Origin of the sequence: Chryseobacterium sp. MMS23-Vi53, assembly GCF_047651245.1 — a bacterium.
GTDB lineage: Bacteria > Bacteroidota > Bacteroidia > Flavobacteriales > Weeksellaceae > Chryseobacterium.
The window spans coordinates 2,543,467-2,564,403 of sequence record NZ_CP180265.1 but is presented as its reverse complement, the minus strand read 5'-3'; the positions used below and the strand labels follow the sequence as shown (position 1 = coordinate 2,564,403).

The 20,937-nt window shown below is 34.0% G+C and carries 19 protein-coding genes and 3 tRNA genes; 17 read left to right on the top strand and 5 right to left on the bottom strand.

Annotation, left to right across the window (positions count from 1 at the left end; translation table 11 throughout):
* The 4 genes from ACKX2A_RS11360 to ACKX2A_RS11345 all read left to right on the top strand — a co-directional run bounded on the left by ACKX2A_RS11360 (nucleotide 1) and on the right by ACKX2A_RS11345 (nucleotide 3,058).
* Complete coding sequence (locus ACKX2A_RS11360) at nucleotides 1-195, top strand: hypothetical protein (RefSeq protein ID WP_415324690.1); 195 nt, start codon at nucleotides 1-3, stop codon at nucleotides 193-195.
* Nucleotides 196-485: 290 nt separating this feature from the next.
* A complete protein-coding gene (locus tag ACKX2A_RS11355; RefSeq protein WP_415324689.1) occupies nucleotides 486-2,210 on the top strand; it encodes a hypothetical protein in 1,725 nt (574 codons plus the stop codon).
* 181 nt (nucleotides 2,211-2,391) lie between these two features.
* Nucleotides 2,392-2,673 (top strand): hypothetical protein, encoded by a 282-nt coding sequence (locus ACKX2A_RS11350; RefSeq protein WP_415324687.1) that lies wholly within the window; start codon nucleotides 2,392-2,394, stop codon nucleotides 2,671-2,673.
* Nucleotides 2,663-3,058, top strand: coding sequence for a hypothetical protein (locus tag ACKX2A_RS11345; protein WP_415324685.1), 396 nt, complete (start codon nucleotides 2,663-2,665; stop codon nucleotides 3,056-3,058). The genes ACKX2A_RS11350 and ACKX2A_RS11345 overlap by 11 nt, the downstream gene beginning before the upstream one ends.
* A 49-nt stretch (nucleotides 3,059-3,107) precedes the next feature.
* Here the strand turns inward: ACKX2A_RS11345 and ACKX2A_RS11340 are convergent, their stop codons facing one another.
* Nucleotides 3,108-3,260: a hypothetical protein gene (locus ACKX2A_RS11340; RefSeq protein WP_415324683.1), complete on the bottom strand. Its 153-nt coding sequence runs from the start codon at nucleotides 3,258-3,260 to the stop codon at nucleotides 3,108-3,110.
* Between the two features lie 371 nt (nucleotides 3,261-3,631).
* Nucleotides 3,632-4,513: a cupin-like domain-containing protein gene (locus tag ACKX2A_RS11335; RefSeq protein WP_415324681.1), complete on the bottom strand. Its 882-nt coding sequence runs from the start codon at nucleotides 4,511-4,513 to the stop codon at nucleotides 3,632-3,634.
* A 522-nt stretch (nucleotides 4,514-5,035) separates the two neighbouring features.
* Between ACKX2A_RS11335 and ACKX2A_RS11330 the strand changes: the two genes are divergently transcribed.
* The 6 genes from ACKX2A_RS11330 to ACKX2A_RS11305 all read left to right on the top strand — a co-directional run bounded on the left by ACKX2A_RS11330 (nucleotide 5,036) and on the right by ACKX2A_RS11305 (nucleotide 14,955).
* Nucleotides 5,036-7,762 carry a hypothetical protein gene (locus ACKX2A_RS11330; protein WP_415324680.1) on the top strand — a complete coding sequence of 909 codons (2,727 nt, stop codon included), beginning with the start codon at nucleotides 5,036-5,038 and terminating at the stop codon, nucleotides 7,760-7,762.
* Nucleotides 7,763-7,897: 135 nt separating this feature from the next.
* Nucleotides 7,898-8,827 (top strand): GLPGLI family protein, encoded by a 930-nt coding sequence (locus ACKX2A_RS11325; protein ID WP_415324678.1) that lies wholly within the window; start codon nucleotides 7,898-7,900, stop codon nucleotides 8,825-8,827.
* A 185-nt stretch (nucleotides 8,828-9,012) separates the two neighbouring features.
* Nucleotides 9,013-9,219, top strand: a complete 207-nt coding sequence (locus tag ACKX2A_RS11320; protein WP_415329461.1) for a FeoA family protein — start codon at nucleotides 9,013-9,015, stop codon at nucleotides 9,217-9,219.
* Entirely contained in the window at nucleotides 9,219-11,255 is a 2,037-nt protein-coding gene (gene feoB / locus ACKX2A_RS11315) for a ferrous iron transport protein B (RefSeq protein WP_415324676.1), read from the top strand. Before ACKX2A_RS11320 ends, feoB begins: the two co-directional genes overlap by 1 nt.
* A gap of 552 nt (nucleotides 11,256-11,807) precedes the next feature.
* Complete coding sequence (gene glmM, locus ACKX2A_RS11310) at nucleotides 11,808-13,190, top strand: phosphoglucosamine mutase (RefSeq protein WP_415324674.1); 1,383 nt, start codon at nucleotides 11,808-11,810, stop codon at nucleotides 13,188-13,190.
* A 385-nt stretch (nucleotides 13,191-13,575) separates the two neighbouring features.
* Nucleotides 13,576-14,955, top strand: coding sequence for a tetratricopeptide repeat protein (locus ACKX2A_RS11305; protein WP_415324673.1), 1,380 nt, complete (start codon nucleotides 13,576-13,578; stop codon nucleotides 14,953-14,955).
* A gap of 110 nt (nucleotides 14,956-15,065) precedes the next feature.
* Here the strand turns inward: ACKX2A_RS11305 and ACKX2A_RS11300 are convergent, their stop codons facing one another.
* The 3 genes from ACKX2A_RS11300 to ACKX2A_RS11290 form a co-directional block, all read right to left on the bottom strand.
* Entirely contained in the window at nucleotides 15,066-15,956 is an 891-nt protein-coding gene (locus ACKX2A_RS11300) for a DMT family transporter (RefSeq protein WP_415324671.1), read from the bottom strand.
* Nucleotides 15,943-16,596: a leucyl/phenylalanyl-tRNA--protein transferase gene (aat, locus tag ACKX2A_RS11295; RefSeq protein WP_415324670.1), complete on the bottom strand. Its 654-nt coding sequence runs from the start codon at nucleotides 16,594-16,596 to the stop codon at nucleotides 15,943-15,945. Before aat ends, ACKX2A_RS11300 begins: the two co-directional genes overlap by 14 nt.
* A 64-nt stretch (nucleotides 16,597-16,660) precedes the next feature.
* Entirely contained in the window at nucleotides 16,661-17,038 is a 378-nt protein-coding gene (locus ACKX2A_RS11290) for a DUF3127 domain-containing protein (protein WP_415324668.1), read from the bottom strand.
* A gap of 189 nt (nucleotides 17,039-17,227) precedes the next feature.
* On the opposite strand from ACKX2A_RS11290, the gene ACKX2A_RS11285 reads away from it, so the two are divergent.
* The 7 genes from ACKX2A_RS11285 (at nucleotide 17,228) to ACKX2A_RS11255 (ending at nucleotide 20,936) form a co-directional block, all read left to right on the top strand.
* Nucleotides 17,228-17,309, top strand: a tRNA-Leu gene (locus ACKX2A_RS11285).
* A gap of 6 nt (nucleotides 17,310-17,315) precedes the next feature.
* Nucleotides 17,316-17,391, top strand: a tRNA-Gly gene (locus ACKX2A_RS11280).
* Nucleotides 17,392-17,397: 6 nt separating this feature from the next.
* A tRNA-Leu gene (locus ACKX2A_RS11275) sits at nucleotides 17,398-17,481 on the top strand.
* Nucleotides 17,482-17,746: 265 nt separating this feature from the next.
* On the top strand, nucleotides 17,747-18,112 hold the full coding sequence (locus ACKX2A_RS11270; protein WP_415324666.1) for a hypothetical protein: 366 nt from the start codon (nucleotides 17,747-17,749) through the stop codon (nucleotides 18,110-18,112).
* A 43-nt stretch (nucleotides 18,113-18,155) separates the two neighbouring features.
* Nucleotides 18,156-19,571 (top strand): PLP-dependent aminotransferase family protein, encoded by a 1,416-nt coding sequence (locus ACKX2A_RS11265; protein WP_415324665.1) that lies wholly within the window; start codon nucleotides 18,156-18,158, stop codon nucleotides 19,569-19,571.
* A 15-nt stretch (nucleotides 19,572-19,586) separates the two neighbouring features.
* The gene (locus ACKX2A_RS11260) at nucleotides 19,587-20,072 is read left to right on the top strand and encodes a GNAT family N-acetyltransferase (RefSeq protein WP_415324663.1); all 486 of its coding nucleotides are present in this window, start codon (nucleotides 19,587-19,589) and stop codon (nucleotides 20,070-20,072) included.
* Nucleotides 20,073-20,228: 156 nt separating this feature from the next.
* Complete coding sequence (locus ACKX2A_RS11255; RefSeq protein ID WP_415324662.1) at nucleotides 20,229-20,936, top strand: response regulator transcription factor; 708 nt, start codon at nucleotides 20,229-20,231, stop codon at nucleotides 20,934-20,936.
* Nucleotide 20,937: the final 1 nt, after the last annotated feature.

Genomic DNA, 20,937 nt, shown 5'->3' with positions numbered 1-20,937 from the left:
ATGAAAAAATTAAACAAGATTTCAAGAGAAAATTTAAAATCTATTAAAGGAGGAATTACGCCAGAATGTGCATCTTGGTGGGCTTCAGGTAAACCATATTACAGTTCCGAGGCAACTTGCCTTCAATCTTCTACAACAGATCCCGATCTTGAGCCATTTTGTGTTAATCAATGTGGACGTTGGTATGCTTTTTAATTGAAATATAAAGTAAAAAATACCCCTTATAAGCATTAAACTTTTAGGGGTTTTTTATGGGAAATCAAATTTGAATTTTAGTAAAGTCAAAAGAGGTTTTCATCAGGAATTCAAGTATAATTGACATAGTAAAATTAATTTCAAACTTGTGCTTTTGTCGAAAAAAATAATCACATGCAGCCAGAGATTCTTTACTCCATGTATTCTGTTCTGAAGGACAAACTCCATTTTGAAAAATAGATATCAGTTCGCAAACTTTGAGTAATTTTAAACCTCGAAATATCACTTCAATGAAACTGAAATATTTTCTATTTTCTCTTGCTTCAACCTTGGCTTTTGCACAGACTCAATTCCAGACACCTTTTGAAAAAGGAGATGGAAATCAGACCGTTACTTATGACGAGATGAATGCATATTATCAAAATTTAGCTAAAAACTTCAATACGGTTCAATATTTAAAAAAGGGAGAAGATGACAACGGAAAACCAATTTATGTAGTTATTTACAATCCTTTTCCGGAAAAAGATTTACATCAGTTAAGAAAAGAAAAAGCAATTTTGTTTGTCAACAACGGAATTCACCCCGGAGAACCGGACGGTATTGATGCAACGATGATGTTGATGAGAGATTTAGCGACGCAAAAAATAAAAACTCCACAAAACTTTATCATTGCAGCAATTTCAGCATATAACGTGAGCGGAATGCTGAATCGTGGTTCCTTTTCCAGAGCCAATCAAAATGGTCCTGAACAATATGGTTTCAGAGGAAATGCCCGAAATTATGATTTGAATCGTGATTTCATTAAAGCAGATACAAAAAATGCCAGAAGCTTTCAGGAGATATATCAATGGCTGAAACCTGATGTTTTTATTGATAATCATGTGAGTAACGGAGCAGATTATCAGTATACTTTCACTTATATTTCAACTTTCAAAGAAAGGTTGGGAAATGTTTTGGGTGAATATTTTTACAATAATTATCAGGCTAAAAATCTTGAAGATCTAAAGAAACTGGGGTACGAAAGTACACCGTATGTCAATATTCATGGCGATATTCCGGAGGTGGGTTTTACTTCATTTGAAGATTCGCCCAGATATTCTACAGGTTATACAACATTGTTCAATTCTCTGGGAACTGTTCCTGAAACGCATATGCTGAAACCTTACGATAAAAGAGTCGATGCAACGTACAAGTACATGTTGGTGAATCTTCAAAATTTAGATAAAGATTATAAAAAGATTAAACAGCTCAGAATTGAAAATTTAAAACAATATCAAGCCGGAAAACAATACGGAATTCGTTGGAAAATAGATTCAACAAAATATTCTACGATAAATTTCAAAGGGTATGAAGGAAAATATAAACCAAGTGAAATTTCAGGAAAACCGAGATTGTATTACGACAGAAATAAACCATTTACGAAAAATATAAAACTTTTCACAACGGCTGTTCCGACAGGCTATATCACAATTCCGAAATATTATGTGATTCCGCAGTCGCAATATCGTGTAATTGATGAGTTTAAAAGAAACCAAATTCAGATGAAGCCGATTCAAAAGGATAGTATCATTGCCGTTGAATCTTATAAAATTAATGATTTTAAAACGGTGAAAAATCCTTACGAAGATCATTATTCTCATTATGAAACGACAGTTGATAAATCAAATAAAACGATAACATTTTCTGCTGGAGATTATATTGTTCCGACTAGTCAGGCAGGTGTAAAATACATCATTGAAACTCTTGAGCCTGAGGCTTTAGACTCTTTCTTCAACTGGAATTTCTTTGATGGAATTCTAGCTCAAAAAGAATATTATTCAGCCTATATTTTTGAAGATACAGCAGCGGAATTATTGAAAAAAGATAAAGATTTAAAACAAAAATTCGAGGCTAAAAAAGCATCAGACAAAAAATTTGCTGATGACGGAACCGCTCAATTGGATTGGGTGTACAGAAATTCTCCTTACTTCGAAGAGAAAACTTTCAGACAATATCCGATTTATAGAATATTATAGGATGGAAAATAAATCACTCAAAGCGACGAAGGTCAGATAATATTTTTAATTATAATTAATTCATTGATAATCAATGATTAATTTCCGTGATTTTCACACACGCAATTGTTGTTTTTACTGATGGAATTTAATTTTTATCAGACGAAATTTGCTTTACTAAAACCAATAAAAACTAACATTTATGGCAACTAAAAAGCAATTTTTCGTTTCATTGGAAGGCGTAGACCTTACAGACGAGCAGCTAAAAAACATCGACAGAGGAATTCAGAGTGTAGTTCTTGCCGAGCTTTCGAAAGTAGATAATACTCAGGCTTTTGGAGCGCACAGAAATTTCAAAGAATTGGTAAGACCGCTCAAAGTGAAAGATTGGTTTCCTTGGGGAATCATTATTTTCAAACCGGGCGTTGATTTCAATAAGCAAATTATAGACATCCAGGCTCAAATAAGAGGGTATGGAGGCTAGTTTTAATTCTTCAAAGAAGATGTGTCCCAGTTATGTTGGAAAAGTTGGGGCACAGCTTTTTGGAGTGGTCAACAAAGATGGAAAGGTGCAATTTATTACGCCTCTTACCGTTACAGAAGATTTCATTGAACAAAACGAAAACCTCGAACAAAGATTCCGTTTTACGGGAAAATGTGTTGAAAAAGGTTGTGCCCAATGGAATCATGATGAATTAAAATGTTCTTTATCCAAAAAGGTTCAGAATTTAGATCTACATCAAAATAGAGAATTATCATTTTGTCCGATTCGTTCGCAATGCCGCTGGTTTTTTCAAGACGGAAATGAAGCCTGCTTTTCCTGCAACGAGATTACGAGAAATATGGAGGAACTTCTTTTAAACTTTTAATTAAATAAAAAAATAAGCTACAAATTGCAGCTTATTTTTAGTTGTGAATCTAAACTATGTAATTTAGATTTCCTGTTGCTCCCTGTGGCAGAAAAACAACTTTTCTTTTAATGCTTTTTGCTTTTTCCAAAGCTTTTAGTGCTTTTTGTCTTTCGATTTCCCTGTTGAAATGGGAGTTGTCAGATTGTGAAAATGAATTCATATGTAATATTTTTTTTGGTGTGTGTAAAAACATTTAATCTAAAAGTATACCATTTTCAGGGCAAAAATTAAATTGTGGTATCTAAAATAAATTTTTAAAAAATCTTAAAAAAAAATTAAAAAAAACTTATTCTTGGCATAGTGCTTGAATACTTATCGGCAACTATTAAAAGTTAAACATAATAAGGGACACCAAATATTCCCAAAGTAATTTGGGAATATTTTTTAAATCTAAGAGCATTAAAAAACACCAATTCACTATAAATATTAATACTTTGATTAAACCTTCAGCTTTTGCTGAGGGTTTTTTCTTTCCCGAAAAAAAATTAAACAGACAAAAAAAAGACGCTTCAAACAGAAACGCCTTTTATCTTATTTTGGTAAGCCTCTTTTCAAAGCAATTTCTGCTCGTTTGATGGCTATTTTTTCTTTCCAGTCCATGTATTTCTTCTTGAAATTTTTCTTCATGATATCATCGAATTTACGCTGAACCGTAAGATTCCATAAAGAGTGTGCTTTCACTGCCCAAGATTTGTCCCATGCTCTTAGAGAAATAGAGAAACTTCCGTCCAGATATTTCATCCAGTGCCACCAACCGGTTGGCATAAACAATGTGTCGCCGTGCTCCAGATAACAATCAATCCCTTCAATTCCATTCAATGCAGGAAACTTCTCAAAATCAGGATTTTCGATATCATAATCCTCTAACGCATATGTTGCATATGGAATCTGATAAAGTCTTTCTCTCCATTTGTTTTCGAACAAGATAACATGTTTTCTTCCATTAAAATGCGTATGAAAAATGTGAGCTAAATCGATATCAAAGTGAAGAAAAGTAACAGAACCCTTACCTCCGAAGAACATTGAAGGATATTTATCTAAAAATCCACCCATCAATTCTTTGGGAGAAATATAATCCTCCAATAGCTTTTTTGCCTGTTTTATTGGATCAAAAAAGAAAATTCTAAGATCGGTAGGCTCTCTTTGGATAAGGTCTATATAATCTGCAAATTTCATTTTTGCGGTAGGAGTGTTGATGGGAGCAGCAGGATCGGCCTTTGAACTGTCGTATAACGGAACTTCCACATCACCAACTACTTCCTTCATGTATTCCATTGTCCATTTTTGATAAGCAGGCCATTTTCTCGCCATGTTTTTTATCACAACAGGCCTTCTTGGCTTTAGATATTTTTCAATGAATTCTTCTTGTGTAATATCATCAACAATATCTATAGGCTTTAAATTGATTCCCATTTCTTGAAATTTAATGTTACAAAATTATTAAATAAAAAAATATAGTGAAGAATTTAAGTTTATTTTAATCTATGATTCAAATCATTTTTAGCTATTTATTCTAAATAAAAAATGAAAAAATGCTTACTCATAAAATATTTCAATTTACGCAAAAGAAAATACCCTGCAAAAAGAATTTACAGGGCAAAAACACAAATTGATTGAATAAAAATTCATTCTGATTCGAAGATAAAAAAATATTTGAAATTCAAAATTTATAAAAACTTGAAAATGTATATGTTAATATTTGTTTTGTGTTTTTAAAATTCTTTATAAAATCAAAATAAGTTCAAATAAAAAAGTATTAAAACAAAATCTTAGAATGTTTTTACAATTTTCAAAAGATAAAAAAAATTAAAACTCAAAAAATATAACTATGTTTGTAGTGATAAAATAAACTTTTAACTTTTTGTAGTAAAACCAATCTTTATTGATGTGTAACAAAAAGCTATAACCTTTAACTAATTAGGCAAATAATAAATTATGAAAAAGAAAATTTCTTTATTCTTGATGATTTTTTTCGCAGTCCTTTCTTTTGCACAAAAGACGGTATCCGGAAAAATCACGGATGAAGACGGAGTTGCGATTCCTAGTGCAAGCGTAACTGTCGAGGAGCCGGGAAAGGACGCAATTCTGGCTTACGGAATTACAAATTCTAAAGGAGAATATAAAGTAACGTTCACTTCTGCAGAATCTAATGTAGATCTGAAAGTGAAGGCATTCAATCAAAGACCTTTAACAAAACAAATAAGCAATAGTGATCAGACTTTAAGTTTTAAAATGGAGTCTGAAGCCACTGAAATTAAAGAGGTTCAGCTTAAAACAAAGATGATTACCTCAAGGGGTGATACCATTGCGTATGATTTGAAAGCTTTTGACAGCAAAAGCGACAGAACACTAGCTGATGTAATGAAGAAAATCCCAGGAATTGAAGTAAATACAGACGGAACGATTCTTTATCAGGGAAATGCCATCAATAAATTTTATGTCAACGGAAAAGACTTAATGGAAGGAGGTTACGGAACGATCAACAACTCGCTTCCAAAAGATGCTGTACAAAAAGTTGAAGTTTTGGAAAATCACCAGCCTGTAAAAATATTACAGGATAAAGTGCCTTCTGATCAGGCAGCCATCAATATTAAATTAAAAAACTCTGTAACAATTACGGGTCGTGGAGAAGTGGGAACAGGTTTTGGAGATCCATGGCTTTGGAATGTAAAATTAACGCCTATGTTTTTTGGACAGAAAAGTCAGTGGGTAGTCAATTACAAGACAAATAACATGGGAGAGCAGGTGGAAAACGAAGGAAATATTTTGGCATTTGGAAGCGGATGGGAAGGTAGAAGAATAAATGCGGCACAGAATGACTGGCTGAGCGTTGAAACTGCGGGAACACCAAATACTCCTGTAAAAAGATATTTGATGAATAATGTTCATTATCTTTCTGCAAATTATCTTACAAATATTGATAAGAAAAAAGAATGGGAATTAAAGGCGAATGCTAACTACACAAATAATGCTGTAGAAAGAGAAGAATATAAAGAAACGACTTACCAAAACGGCTCGAAAATTATTAACAGTATAAGAAATAATTTTTATACAGATAAAATAAAGGGAGAACTAATTTTCACTAAAAATGCTAAAAAGGGTTTCTTTAAAAATACAACAAGTTTTAGCCAATTCTGGAATGGGGACAGAGGTTATGTAGAAAGAGAAGGGAGAATAGGTAAAGAATCTGTGCAATCGCCAACTTCATCTTTCCAAAACTCACTAAGTACTATTATTCCTTGGAAAGAAAAAATGGTAAATTTTAAATCATATATCAGTTATCAGGATGATAATCAAACTTTGCAGGTAACTCCTGCTACATATATGCAAATTCCTTTTAAAGTAAGCGCAGATTCAATTGGTAGAATCAACTTTGCTCCGGGATCAATTGCAGAACAAAGGTTCAGATTGAAAACTTTAGATACTTCTCATTCAGCAAATATTAGTTTCTCTACAAAAGGATGGACATTCACCCCACAGGTTGGATTTGATTTTTCATCAGACAGATTAAATACGAATTTTGATGGATTGGCAGTTCAAGCAAATCCACAGGATATTCAACCAGACTTTAATAGTCCTGCTTATGAAAACAATTTAAGATTTACAGAAATTAATCCAAACGCATCGTTAGGAGTTAACTATAAATCTGAAAACTGGAGTTTATTTGCAAACTTTCCGGTAAATTTCAACAATATTAAAGCGGATGATGATTTAAGAGGTGTTTCAAAATCATTGAATAAAACAACATTTACTCCAAACATTTTTGCTCAGTATACATTTGCATCTTTCTGGAAAGCTAGTGTGAACGGAAATATCAGTAATAATTTTGGAGATATTCAGACTGCTTATGCAGGATATATGTTATTGTCTCCCACAGGATTTAATGTAATGGATCCTAAAAACCCAATTCCACAAACGACTACTTCAAGTGGAGGAGCAAGAATTGAATATAGAAATCCATTAAATAATCTATTCTTTAACGTAAACTACTCATTGAGTGACAGCAAAAGAAACCTTTTAGGAGCTCCTATTTTGGATCCGTCGACAGGATTTACTTTAATGCAGTATAAAGATCAAGAAAATCATTCAAAAAATAATAGATTAAGTGTTGAGGTAGGTAAATATTTTCCAAAGTTTAAAACAAACGCATCAGTTAGCTATGGAAATACAACTTCAATTTCAGATGCATTTTTATCTGATCCAATTGAAGGAGATGTAGAGTTTAAAAATAAAAACAACGCTCAGACGTATGGTTTTAAATTTAATAACACCTATTTCAGCTGGATGAGCTTAGACTATAATATGAGTCTTTCAAGAACGAAACAAGACAGCCGTGGAGGTTCATTGGGAACATATAAAGGATATAATCATAATTTAGCAGTGTTCTTTTATCCAATTGAAAATCATACAATAGGGTTTAATTGGGATCAGGTAAACACAGTTAATGGACTAAATAAATATAATAATCCTTTCTATGATGTATCTTACCAGTTCACGTGGGCTAAAAAGAAAATTGATTTTGAATTAAAATGGATGAATATTGCTAACCGAAGAGTATTCGAAACATATAATTTAGATGGTCAGTTTGGATCGACAACTTACACAAGAATTCAACTTCGCCCTAGCCAAGTTATGTTCACCGTAAAGTTCAACTTTAAATAAAACAAAAACCAATCTCATTGAGGTTGGTTTTTTCATTATAGGATCTTGAATAATAGAAAAGTAAAAAATAATTTCAAAAAATTTGTAACAAAAGTTAGAAACTACTAACTAATTACAATAAACATTCAAAAAACAATGAAAAAACTATTTTCAATATTCTTTATCGCTCTTTTCGCTTTTGTAAGCGCTCAGGATAATGATTCGAAGGAAACAGCGAACCGATTTTTTTATGAATTAACGTTCAAACCAAAAAAAGATTCTGTAAAAACTGAAAAAGTAATGACTGTTCTGGATATTGTAAAAGACAGATCGGTTTACAGAGATTATACCATGATCGGGCAGGATTCTATTATGAAAGTTCAGATTGAAGCAATGCAGAAATCAGGTGCTTTTAAAGATTTGTCAAAATCGATCAGAATGCCGAAGTTTTCGGAAAAAATCGTGAAGCATTATCCGGATATGAAGCTGCAGTATATCGAAAGAATCTCAAGCGGATTCACCCCTGCAGGAATCGCATACAGCGAAACAGAAAAATTCGACTGGAAAATCTCAAACGATAAAGCAAAAATAGGTGCTTATAATGCTCAGAAAGCAACGGTAGATTTTGGAGGAAAAAAATGGGTAGCTTGGTTTACGACAGAGCTTCCTTTCCAGGACGGACCGTACAAATTCTCAGGACTTCCGGGATTGATCGTGAAGATTGAAGATGAAGGAAAAAACTATTCTTGGGTTCTTCAGGGAAACAAAAAAGTGACGAATTGGGAAGAATTATCTTATGCAGAAAAAATTTCAAATATGAATTTGAAGGTGACGGAAATGCCAAGAGAAAAATTCGAAAAAACATTTACAGAGTTCAAGAAAGATCCTTTTGCGACAGTAAGACCCATGATGAATCAGGAAATGTTGTCTAAAACAATTCCCGGAATGGATGGAACCATTGGCGATATGCTGAAAAAACAGGAAAAAATGTATAAAGATTTCTTCAATGCAAACGACAACCCAATCGAACCCCCTTACCAAAAGCTTAAAGTCGGAAAAGTAGAAAAGGTCGGAAAAGAAAACTAAGACAGACATTCATATCAACTAAATTATATTCAAATCAACCCAAATGTATTAACGCATTTGGGTTGATTTTTTTTACCCCAATCTGTTATTTAGATTAAATTTAAATAACGTATATTTGCAGACACAAAAATTTGGTTTTGAAAGAGAAAGGTTTGCATAAGTTGAGCGGATTTCCCAAAAACAGAATGGGAAAGATTTTGGGGTATGATAATGAAAGTCTTAAAATGCCTAATAAAATCATCGAAATGGGGCTTCTTCCGGAAACTTCATTTAGAATTTTATATCAGGCGCCTTTCAGCGGACCAATGTATGTGGAATTTGGGGATGAAAAAAGCCGTATCGCTCTTCGTGAAGAAGAGGGAGATTTTATTATTGTTGAAGAATTGAATTAATGCAGGAAAACAAGAAAAAACAGGTACTTTTAGTCGGAAATCCAAATGTTGGAAAATCGACGGTTTTTAATGCGCTTTGTACAGATAAGAAGCAGAAAACCGGAAATTATGCAGGAGTTACCGTAGCAAGTCATTCTGGAAATTACACATACAAGGATGAGGACGTCGAGATCATCGATTTGCCGGGTTCGTACAGTATATATCCAAGTTCCGAGGACGAAGCTATTTTTTCTAAGTTTCTGATGGAAAACCAGAAAGACTATGCCGGAGTTATTTATATCCTGGAAGCATTAAGTTTAAAAAGAGGACTTCTTTTATTTCAACAGATTCAGGATCTGGGCGTTCCAATGATTTTGGTTGTAAATCAGATCGATCAGGCAAAAAGAAGAGGAATTTCTATTGATATGGAAAAGTTCTCAGAATCTTTAGGCATTACCATTATTCAGACCAACGCCAAAGAGCAGATTGGAATTGATGATATCAAAGAAGCTGTTTTAAAAAACCATTTCGTAACATCTGAAAAACAATCCTTCGAAACGCCCAACGAACATAAAGATTTCATTCATAAAGTTGCGGCTCACAAAGGCATCAACAACGAATATAAAGCATGGCTAAGTCTATCATTGGGAACAGATTTAGGCAGAATCAGCTCTATTGTTGAGCAAATGAACGAACCAGACTCTAAAAGTTTGGTTCCGAAAAGATTACAGGTTCAGGAAACGGTAAGAAGATATCAGAATGTTGATAAAATTTTATCGAATGTCATTACTAAAAAACCGCAGTTCAAAGAATTATTAACTGAGAAATTAGATAAAGTTCTCGTTCATAAATTCTGGGGATATGTGGTCTTCATGGCGATTCTACTAATCATTTTCCAAAGTGTATTCTTTCTGGCAGAATATCCAATGAACTGGATCGATGATTTCTTCGCATGGCTAACTGCTTTCTCATCTGAACATTTACCGGAAGGACCTATAAATTCATTAGTTTCAAACGGGATTATTCCCGGTTTGGGAGGAATTATCGTCTTCGCTCCTCAAATTGGAATCTTATTATATTTCTTGTATTTATTGGAAGATTCGGGATATATGGCAAGAGTCGTTTTTCTTATGGATAGGCTTCTCCGACCATTTGGATTAAATGGAAAAAGCATCGTTCCCTTAGTTTCGGGAACAGCGTGTGCAATTCCGGCCGTAATTTCAACAAGAAATATTGAAAACTTAAAAGAAAGATTACTAACCATTTTGGTAACTCCTTTCATGACGTGTTCCGCAAGGCTTCCTGTTTACAGCATCATTATTGGTTTAATAATTTCAGATAAAACTTTTTTAGGAATAAATTACAAGGCTTTGGTCTTGATGGGAATGTATTTGCTGGGCTTTGCCGTAGCGTTACTTTCTGCTGCAATTCTTAATAAATTCATTAAAAATAAAGGTAAAACTTATTTGGTAATGGATCTGCCGACATACAAAAAACCACTTTTCATGTACGATTTTAAAATGGTTTTGGGAAAAGTTTGGGATTTCATTACGGGTGCTGGAAAAATTATTTTCATTGTAAGCATCATCATTTGGTTTTTGAGTTATTTTGGTCCAAAGCAAAAGCCGGATCAGTTCGTGGCGACAGATGTTCATTTGGATCATTCTTACTTGGCTAAAATGGGTAAAGGAATCGAACCAATCATCGCTCCACTTGGTTACGACTGGAAAATGGGTGTCGGAATTCTGACGAGTTTTGTGGCGAGAGAAGTTTTCGTAGGAACGATGTCGACATTATACAGCCTTGAAGATGATGCTCCTGAAGTAAAAGTAATCGATAAAATGAGACGGGACGTAAAACCGAACGGCGAAAAAGTTTTTAGTTTTGCAACGGGCGTTTCAGTGCTTTTATTTTACGCATTTGCAATGCAGTGTGTTTCTACACTTGCAGTGGTCTACAGAGAAACCAAAAGCTGGAAATGGACAGCTTTTCAGGTCGTTATGATGACAGGTTTGGCATATTTTGTGTCGATGTTAGCTTATCAAATATTAAAATAATGGGTTCTTCATTAATTTTACAGTACGTAATCGTTCTATTGGTCGTTGCATTCGCATGTTACTCTTTGTTTAAAATCTTGAGAAAGAATTTTGCACCGAAAAAATTTAGCTCAAAAAGAACAAATTGTGATAAGGATTGCGGATGTTCTTAAATTTTAATTAATATTTTTTAGGAGTTATTTCCCGCTTGGAATTTCCACTGAGCGTGTCGAAGTGCTGTATCTTTTTGGTCACGGCTGGAGCGAAGCGGAAGCCGTGACCAAAAAGGATGTTGTTGCAATCGGGGCTAGATAGTCGTATATTTAAGCATTTGGAAATATCCATACAGTTTGTCCTTCCGTAGGAATCTAGACACGAATCTTTCCATAATTTTTCTAATACTATGCCGTAGATCCCTACAGGATGACAAGGGCTGAAAATAAAATAATCTCATCAATATTTTTCGACAACAACTCCCACGTTTTATTTGTATTTTTGAACAAAATTTAAAAACCATTTTCCCGATATCGGCAAAATGGTTTCACTAGGAATGTATAAATAAAAACATAATTAATGTCATTAATAAAAAGTATTTCAGGAATCCGAGGAACAATCGGTGGAAAAGTAAACGATAACTTAACACCGCTTGATGTGGTAAAATTTGCTTCAGCATTTGGAACCTGGCTTCAGAACAATAAAAATAAAAAAGATTTAACGCTTATCATCGGAAGAGATGCCAGAATTTCTGGTCAAATGGTTTCTTCTTTGGTGACTGCAACTTTGCAAGGTCTTGGAATTAATGTGGTTGACTTAGGACTTTCAACGACACCTACCGTTGAAATCATGGTTCCCGAATTGAAAGCAGATGGCGGAATTATCCTTACTGCTTCTCACAATCCAAAACAATGGAACGCACTGAAATTATTAAACGAAAAAGGAGAATTCATCACAGGAGAGAACGGAGCAGAAGTTTTGGCTTTGGCTGAAAGTGAAGATTTCAACTATGCTGAGGTTGATGATTTAGGAAAATACGAAACAAGAGACGATGCTTTTGATATTCATATTCAGCAGATTTTAGATTTGCCGATGGTGGATACAGAAGCCATTAAAGCGAAAAATTTTAAAGTAGTTTTAGATGCAGTAAATTCTACAGGAGGTATCGCAATTCCTATGCTTTTGGATAAATTAGGTTGCGAAACTGTAAAATTATATTGTGAGCCAACCGGTCATTTTCCACACAATCCTGAACCATTAAAAGAACATTTAGGAGATATTTGTGAGTTGGTGAAAAAAGAAGGTGCAGATCTTGGAGTTGTTGTTGATCCGGACGTTGACAGATTAGCTTTAATCGACGAAAAAGGCGAAATGTTTGGGGAAGAATACACTTTGGTTGCTGTTGCAGATTATTTATTGAAAAATAAAAATGGTGTTGCGATTTCCAACCTTTCTTCCAGCCGTGCGTTGAGAGATGTTGCACATGCTCATAATTCAGAATATTTTGCAAGTGCAGTAGGAGAGGTGAATGTAGTCACTTTAATGAAAGAAAAAGATGCGGTAATCGGAGGCGAAGGAAACGGAGGAATAATCTATCCTGATTTACATTACGGAAGAGATTCTTTGGTAGGTATTGCTTTGTTTTTAACTCATTTAGCAAAAGAAAATAAAACAGTTTCTGAATTGAGAGCTGGTTATCCAAGTTATTTCATGGGTAAAAAGAAGATCGAATTAACGCCGGAAATCAACGTAGATGATATTTTGTCTAAAATGGAAAAAGAATATCAGAACGAGGAAGTTTCTACGGTTGACGGAGTGAAAATTGATTTCGAAAACAACTGGGTTCACCTAAGAAAATCAAATACAGAACCGATTATCAGAATTTATACAGAAGCTAAATCTCAGGAAGAAGCGGATAAATTAGGAGACGATATCATCGCGAAAATCAAAAGTTTGATTTAATAAAAAATACAGGGAACGAGGCTTTTTGTCTCGTTCTTTTTTTTAAAAAAATCTTAAAAAATTTATCCGTTAACGGAAATTTAAAAATTGATACAGAAACCATTAACCCTGAAGATATCAAAAGGGTTTGGAAAAGCAAAATTTCAAACAAAAAGCGAGTGATAGTGTTAACTTAACAATAACTCCTCTTTTTTTATCCACAATTCTTTGATTATAATGTTCTTTTCACTATCTTTAAGATAGAAATTTACGAAAATGAATGTCAAAAAAAATTCGCAACTTTGCATACATTTTGAATATTAAATTTCAGAAGTAATATTAATTTAAAAAAGTTTGTCGAGGTTTGTAAGCATATTCAAACATTGGCTGACTAAGGATAACGGTATTGGAAGAGTATTTTGGAAATGAACTTGTAAAAAAGTTCGAAGAAATGATGGAAAATAATGATGAATTTTACTTTGATACAGAAGAGTTGGAAGACATTATTATTTATTATTTGGAGTTGGGAGACTTTAATTACGCAGACACAGCGGTAAATTATGGTCTGAAACTTCATCCCAATTCTTTAGATATCAAGATCAAAAGACTTGAAATTCTTCTTGAATGGGAAGATTATAATACAGCAAAAGAGCTTATCGACGAGTTGAAGGGTTCTTCTATGGAACACACAGACTTTTTGGTTTGTTATGCGAAGTATTATTCGAACCTAGGAAATCCTAAAAGAGCTATAGAAATTTGCAAAAAAGCTTTAACATTGGGTGAGGAAGAAAATTTCCTTCACAACTTTATTGCGGATGAATATGTGAATCTTGGAGATCCTTTTAACGCTCTTAAACACTACAGAAAAGCCCTTAAAGAAGATCCAACAGATGAATATTCTTTGGAAAACTGTATGGTTTGCTTTGCAGATCTAAATAAGAGCGATGAGGCAATTGCCTTCTTAAATGAATATTTGGATGAATTTGCCTATTCCGAAACCGCTTGGTTTGAATACGGACAATTTTATTTCAACAGAAAAAATTTCGAAGAAGCGATAAAAGGTTACGATTATTTATTGGCAATCAATTCAAATTCTGTTGGAGTGTATGCCAATAAAGCGGCTTGTTATGAAGCTTTAGGACAGTACAAAAAAGCAATCGAGGTCTACGAAGAAATGCTCGAGTTGGAATATACAAAAGCGTTTACGTTCTATAAAATCGGACTTTGCTATAAGGCTTTAAAACAACCAATTGTGGCTTTAAATTCATTTCAAAAATCATTGAGAGAAGATCCTCAGTTTTATTTGGCGATGATGGAACAGTCTTATCTTTACGAAGAAATGGGCGGAATGTCCGAGGCTTTACATTTTGCAAGAGAAGCAACTCATTTGAATGAAAATAATCTTGATTATCAAAAAAGATTAGCATTTTTATTCATAGATTCCGGCAAATTTGAAGAAAGCCTTTCTTGTCTGAAGAAATTGGTAGATGCTGAGCCTTCAAGATTTTACAATTGGTATGCATATTCAGAAGTATTGATGCTTTTGGGCGAGTATGAAGAGGCGGTTACGATCTTAAACAGAGCTTTAAAAGCCCACAACAGAGCAGAATTGTATTATCAGCTAAGCAACTGTTATTTTAATCTAAAAGATCAGGAAAAAGGCATCGAATCGCTTAAGAAAGCTTTGGAATTAGACCCTTCTTTAGCCACGGATATGCAAAAAAAATATCCTTTCATTAAAGATGAGGTGAAAAAGGTGAAAGCTAAAGTGAAAAAGAAAAATTAATTATTAGTTGGAAGATAGAGGATGGAAGTCTTAAGTTTACAATTAAATGTTTTTCTTTAAAAATTTAAATAAAGTTTAAATCAAATAAAAATCCTGCAGAAATGCAGGATTTATTTTTTTATAACATTTGGTTTTGTTCTCAGAAAGATTAATCCAGCGATAATAATTCCAGCACCTACAAATTGTAAAACAGACAGTTTTTCGCCATCCAGAAATCCCCAAATAATAGCCACGATCGGCATCAATAAAGTAACTGTGGATGCAAATAGGGGAGAAGAGACTTTTAGCAATCGATAATTCATCATCATTGCCAGTCCGGTTCCGAATATGGATAATAAACTAACGAACATTAATCCTGTTAAATTATTTTCATTAAAACTAAAAGTTGTGAAGAATCCTGTAAAGCTTAAAGCAATCAATGAAGGAAAAAATAAAACAAATGAAAAAACAAAAGCCGATAAAACAGTTGATGAAACTTCCATCAATTTAGATTTTACAGTCGTTGTACTTAAGGCATAGCAGAACGTTGCCAATAACAGTAATAAAATTGGAATTAATTTAAATTTTCCACCTTCTCCGTCTCCTCCAAAAGCGAGCAAACAAACTCCGGCAAAACTGATTAAAGTTCCTACAATCTGCTGTTTTGTGGTTTCAAATTTCCAAATTAAAGCACCAACAATAATCACAAAAATCGGCATCATCGAGTTGATAATTCCGGCAATGCTGCTGCTCACTTCTGTTTCTGCAATCGGAAATAAAAACATAGGAATAAAATTTCCTGTAAATGCAGCTAAAATTAACCATTTTAAATGTTTTTTCGGAAATAATTTATATTTCGAAATGGCAATTGGCAATAAAATAATTCCGGCAATCAGAACTCTCAAAGCTCCGACCTGATACGGACTGAAATGCTCCAGTGATTTTTTAATTAAAATAAAAGATGATCCCCAAATAATACTAAGGACGATCAAAAGAATCCATTTTTCTTTATCTGCGTTCATTGTTTTTGTGTAAAATTTTTAAAAATTCCATCTTAGGAATCATTCTAGCACCAAGGCTTTCTAAGTGGTCTGTATGAGATTGACAGTCAATTAATTCAATATCGTTTTTATGGGTTTCAACAAAGTGAATAAATCCTGCTTTTGAAGCGTTGCTCACTTTCGCAAACATACTCTCGCCACAGAAAACATTCCCAATTTGAAGTCCGTAAAATCCGCCAACCAATTCTCCATTTTGCCAGACTTCAATACTTCTTGCCAAACCATATTCATGAAGTTTAATGAAAGTTTCCATCAGTTCATCCGATAGCCACGTTCCGGTTTGCCCTTTTCTGCTTGTTTGCTGACAGTTTTTAATAACTTCTTTAAAATTTTGGTTCTCGGAGAAGGTGAAGATTTCTCGATTTAAGATTTTTCTCATCGATTTTGAAACCTTCAATTCATCCGGAAACAGTACAAATCTTGGATCAGGACACCACCATAGAATTTCTTCCCCCGGATTATACCACGGAAAGATTCCCAGCTGATACGCAAACCAAATTCGTTCTATCGAAAGATCTCCACCAAAGGCAACAATTCCTTCATGTCCGTCATAAATTTCAGGATCAGGGAATGAAATTTCGTTTTCGTCTAATCGAACCATTTTTTAAGGAAAAAAAATCCCACTTAAGAAAGCAGGATTTTATATTTGATTTAAATATTTTTAATTAAAAAGGTAAATCATCATCGTCGTCATTTGCAAACGGATTCTCATTAGAAACCGGAGATGCAGACTGAGAAGGTGCAGCTTGTGTAGGCTCTGCAGCATTATCAAAAACTTTTTCTACTCTCCATCCTGTAATAGAATTGAAGTATTTTGTTTCTCCTTGAGGAGAAACCCATTCTCTTCCTCTGATGTTGATTCCGACCTTTACATTCTCGCCTTCTTTCAAATTATCCAATAAACTGATCTTATCAGACAAAAATTCTATGTTTATCGGCTGTGGATACTGCTCCTGCGTCAAAATTACCATTTCTCTCTTTTGGAAGCCGCTCGCAAAAGTCTGAGCATCAAATATTTTCTTTACCGTTCCTTGTAATTCCATATCATATTAATTAACGATGTAAAAGTAAGAAAATGAATCGTAATAAAGGCTACGAGAAAAAAAAATGTAAAAATTTTAATTTTTTTTGGTGAAAAGTTTGGAGGTAAAATAATTTATCCTATCTTTGCACCACTGAAAACGAGAAAACGAAACAAGTTCTTTAAAATTGAGTTTTCATTAATAAACGACGCGGATGTGGTGTAATTGGTAGCCACGCCAGACTTAGGATCTGGTGCCGAGAGGCGTGGGGGTTCGAGTCCCTTCATCCGCACAGTATGCGAAAATAGCTCAGCTGGTAGAGCACAACCTTGCCAAGGTTGGGGTCGCGGGTTCGAATCCCGTTTTTCGCTCCACACCATGCCCTGGTGGTGGAACTGGTAGACACGCAGGACTTAAAATCCTGTGCCTCTTTTGGCGTGCGGGTTCAAGTCCCGCCTGGGGTACTAAAACCCTCTGTAATTTGATTACGGAGGGTTTTTTGTTTTTATAACTTTTCAAAGCTAGTATTCCTTTTTTCAATGAATTTTTTTTAATTATTTATCTGAAATCAGTCTAAAGGTTAGAATTACATTTTATATGTTTAAATTTTTTAATAGTTAAACATAATTTTATTTTAAAAATTAAAATCTGTACCCATAAAAATACAAACTTCTGTATCTGTACCTAAATAATAATACTCTATAACTTTGCTGAAGTAAAGCAAGTATTATGGAAACGACTCTTCAACATCAGAATCGGCTTCACTATGCTGAAGTATATGTATCAGATATTTTCGAACTGAAAAACCTTTTTCTTCAGAGATTCGGATTAGACAAGATCAATGAAAGCTTCGGAATTCCTTTTCTTGTAATTAAAAAAGATAGTAAGATGGAAGCATTTGCAAGTCTTATCATCGATCAAAATAATCAAATTGGTTTTGAGATTTATGAAATTTCAGATTTAAAATTGAATGAAAAAGAAGATTTTAAGATCAAAGCAAATAATTATTTTAAAAGGAATACTTCGGAAGACTTTAGAAATCCTGAACAGTTGAAAAGTAGCATTCAAGAATTGATTAATGGATTGAATGTCTGATGATTTATGCTCATTGTACTTTACTTAAAACACGAATCTTTTTATGTCTAAAGATGTTTTATACTTAAAAATTGCAAAATCTGTGACGGAGCAGATTCAAAGCGATACATTACAATTTGGAGACAGGTTGCCTTCACTGCGAAGTGCCCAAAAGCTTTATAATGTAAGTTTAAATACCGTAAAACAGGCTTACATGGAGCTGGAAAGCCGTTCTTTAGTAGAATCTCGCCCTAAATACGGATATTTTGTAAGCCAGACTTCACAACGAAAATTGGCCCTTCCTTCGATTGCAAAAATCAAGGAAGCGGCAGTTCAGAAATCTCCTGAAGATCTTATCGATAAGGTTTTTGGAACAATTTCCGGAAAAGATATCACTCAATTTGCGTTGGGAATTCCGGGTGAAAGTTTTCTTCCTTTGGCAAAATTGAAGAAAAGCATCAACAATGTCATCAAAAGAAAAAATGACAGCGGAACAGATTACGAACCTGTTCAGGGAAGCGAACATTTGCGTCGCGAGATTGCAAAATGGGCCTTGGTTTTAGAAGGAAAAATTACAGAAGATGATTTGGTAATCACATCAGGAGCAATGAATGCTGTTTATAATTGCTTGATGGCGGTTACAAAACCCGGAGATTCGGTGGCGGTGGAAAGTCCGGTTTATTTTGGGATTTTACAGGCGATTGAATTGTTGGGATTAAAGGCAGTGGAAATTCCCACTCATCCGATTCTTGGAATTGACTTGGATGAATTGAAAAAAGTTCTTCCAAAGCTATCGGCTTGTTGTTTTGTGACGAATTTTAATAATCCTCTCGGATTTCAAATGCCCGATGAAAATAAGAAGGAATTAGTAAGATTAATTACAGAATACAATGTTCCTCTGATTGAAGATGACATCTACGGGAACGTTTATTTTGGCGCGGAAAGGCCAAAACCATGCAAATATTATGATGAAGCCGGATTGGTAATGTGGATTGGATCTGTGACGAAAGTTTTAGCTCCGGGATATCGTGTTGGTTGGGTTGCACCGGGAAAATTTAAAGATAAGATTATTCGCCAGAAATTGGTGCAAACGGTCTGCAGTCCGTCTTTATATTCAGATGTAATTGCTGATTTCTTGGAATATGGACGTTACGATCATCATTTGAGAATGTTCAGAAATAAATTATATGCGAATTATCATCAGATTCAAAAATCGGTAGCGAGTTATTTTCCTGACAACACAAAAATTTCTGAGCCAAAAGGCGGATTTATGCTCTGGCTGGAATTGGATAAGCGAATTTGTACTGAAGATTTGTATGATGAAGCATTTAGTAAGAAAATCAATTTTGCGCCAGGAAGAATGTTTTCTCAATACAATCAGTATCAGAATTGTATGCGTTTGAATTATGCCTTAGAATGGACAGACCGCGTTGAAAGTGATCTTGAGAAATTAGGTAAAATGATAAAAAATAGACTTTAATTTAAATATAAAGGGATGAACGATAATAATAATGAAGTGAAAATTGTTGATTATGATTCAAAATATCAGCAGGACTTCCGGGATTTAAATGAAGAATGGATCAGTAAATTTTTTAAAATGGAAGCAAGCGACTACAAAATGCTTGATAATCCTGAAGATTACATCATTAATAAAGGCGGGTACATTGTTTTTGCTCTTTTAAATAACGAAGTGGTAGGGACTTGTGCTTTAATAAAAACTTCTGATGAACCGTTGGTTTTTGAACTCGCAAAAATGGCGGTAAGTCCGAAAGCGCAGGGAAAAAAGATTGGTTATTTAATCGGTCAGGAATTAATTAAAAAAGCGAAAAACTTAAATGCAAAAGAAGTTTTCCTAGAAACAAATTCTGTGCTTGTTCCTGCGATCAGATTATACGAAAAGTTAGGTTTTCAGCATATTCCGGTGATCGATTCTCCGTATGAGAGAGCAGATACGAAGATGCTGCTGGAACTCAATTTTTAGATATTTCAATTTTGTTAAAGAGAAGGCACGCTGATTTTTTTCAGGGTGCTTTTTTTGGTTAAAATTTAATCAGAATTAAACTTCTATCACCATGCTTCTAGCTTCCCTCTCTCACTCCCAAATAAATTTTCTATTTTTGTCTAATTCCTTATCTCAATGAAAAAAATTATCTTAATCGAAGACGAAACCAGCGTAGTGTCCTTTATCAAAAAGGGACTTCAGGAAAATGGATATGAGGTTTCTGTAGCTTTTGACGGGCGTACTGGGGCTCAGTTGGTAAAATCCAATGATTTTGATTTGGTGATTTTGGATATTATGCTGCCGGAAATGAATGGTCTCGATGTCTGCAAAGAGATCAGAAAGACTAATCAGCACGTTCCGATTTTGTTTTTAACGGCATTGGGAACTTCTGAAAATATTGTTCTTGGATTGGAAAGCGGAGGAGATGATTATTTGGTTAAGCCATTTAAATTCATAGAGTTAGTGGCTCGTGTCAAGTCTCTGCTGAGAAGAAGTAATAACGGAAACACTCCTGAAATTGCTGAGCCGGAAGTTGATCACGAACATATTTATCAGTTTTCAGATTTAATTTTAAATGATTATACAAAGAAAGTGACGCGGGGAGGCGAAGAAATTTCCCTTACTTCAACAGAGTATAAATTATTAATGTATTTTTTGAATAATCCTGAAAAAGTGATCTCCAGAACAGAAGTTTTGGAGGCGGTTTGGGGAGTAAATTATGAGCTGGGAACCAATGTTGTAGATGTTTATGTGAATTATTTAAGAAAAAAGCTAGATAATCAGGAAGATAATAAGCTGATTCATACGGTAATAGGAATGGGTTATGTATTGAAAAAATCTTAAT

What these genes read in the sequence shown, in the direction of transcription:
- ACKX2A_RS11360 (WP_415324690.1), top strand. Translation starts at nt 1, where the DNA reads ATGAAAAAATTAAACAAGATTTCAAGAGAAAATTTAAAATCTATTAAA.
- ACKX2A_RS11355 (WP_415324689.1), top strand. Translation starts at nt 486, where the DNA reads ATGAAACTGAAATATTTTCTATTTTCTCTTGCTTCAACCTTGGCTTTT.
- ACKX2A_RS11350 (WP_415324687.1), top strand. Translation starts at nt 2,392, where the DNA reads ATGGCAACTAAAAAGCAATTTTTCGTTTCATTGGAAGGCGTAGACCTT.
- ACKX2A_RS11345 (WP_415324685.1), top strand. Translation starts at nt 2,663, where the DNA reads ATGGAGGCTAGTTTTAATTCTTCAAAGAAGATGTGTCCCAGTTATGTT.
- ACKX2A_RS11340 (WP_415324683.1), bottom strand. Translation starts at nt 3,260, where the DNA reads ATGAATTCATTTTCACAATCTGACAACTCCCATTTCAACAGGGAAATC.
- ACKX2A_RS11335 (WP_415324681.1), bottom strand. Translation starts at nt 4,513, where the DNA reads ATGGGAATCAATTTAAAGCCTATAGATATTGTTGATGATATTACACAA.
- ACKX2A_RS11330 (WP_415324680.1), top strand. Translation starts at nt 5,036, where the DNA reads ATGAAAAAGAAAATTTCTTTATTCTTGATGATTTTTTTCGCAGTCCTT.
- ACKX2A_RS11325 (WP_415324678.1), top strand. Translation starts at nt 7,898, where the DNA reads ATGAAAAAACTATTTTCAATATTCTTTATCGCTCTTTTCGCTTTTGTA.
- ACKX2A_RS11320 (WP_415329461.1), top strand. Translation starts at nt 9,013, where the DNA reads ATGGGAAAGATTTTGGGGTATGATAATGAAAGTCTTAAAATGCCTAAT.
- feoB (WP_415324676.1), top strand. Translation starts at nt 9,219, where the DNA reads ATGCAGGAAAACAAGAAAAAACAGGTACTTTTAGTCGGAAATCCAAAT.
- glmM (WP_415324674.1), top strand. Translation starts at nt 11,808, where the DNA reads ATGTCATTAATAAAAAGTATTTCAGGAATCCGAGGAACAATCGGTGGA.
- ACKX2A_RS11300 (WP_415324671.1), bottom strand. Translation starts at nt 15,956, where the DNA reads ATGAACGCAGATAAAGAAAAATGGATTCTTTTGATCGTCCTTAGTATT.
- aat (WP_415324670.1), bottom strand. Translation starts at nt 16,596, where the DNA reads ATGGTTCGATTAGACGAAAACGAAATTTCATTCCCTGATCCTGAAATT.
- ACKX2A_RS11290 (WP_415324668.1), bottom strand. Translation starts at nt 17,038, where the DNA reads ATGGAATTACAAGGAACGGTAAAGAAAATATTTGATGCTCAGACTTTT.
- ACKX2A_RS11270 (WP_415324666.1), top strand. Translation starts at nt 17,747, where the DNA reads ATGGAAACGACTCTTCAACATCAGAATCGGCTTCACTATGCTGAAGTA.
- ACKX2A_RS11265 (WP_415324665.1), top strand. Translation starts at nt 18,156, where the DNA reads ATGTCTAAAGATGTTTTATACTTAAAAATTGCAAAATCTGTGACGGAG.
- ACKX2A_RS11260 (WP_415324663.1), top strand. Translation starts at nt 19,587, where the DNA reads ATGAACGATAATAATAATGAAGTGAAAATTGTTGATTATGATTCAAAA.
- ACKX2A_RS11255 (WP_415324662.1), top strand. Translation starts at nt 20,229, where the DNA reads ATGAAAAAAATTATCTTAATCGAAGACGAAACCAGCGTAGTGTCCTTT.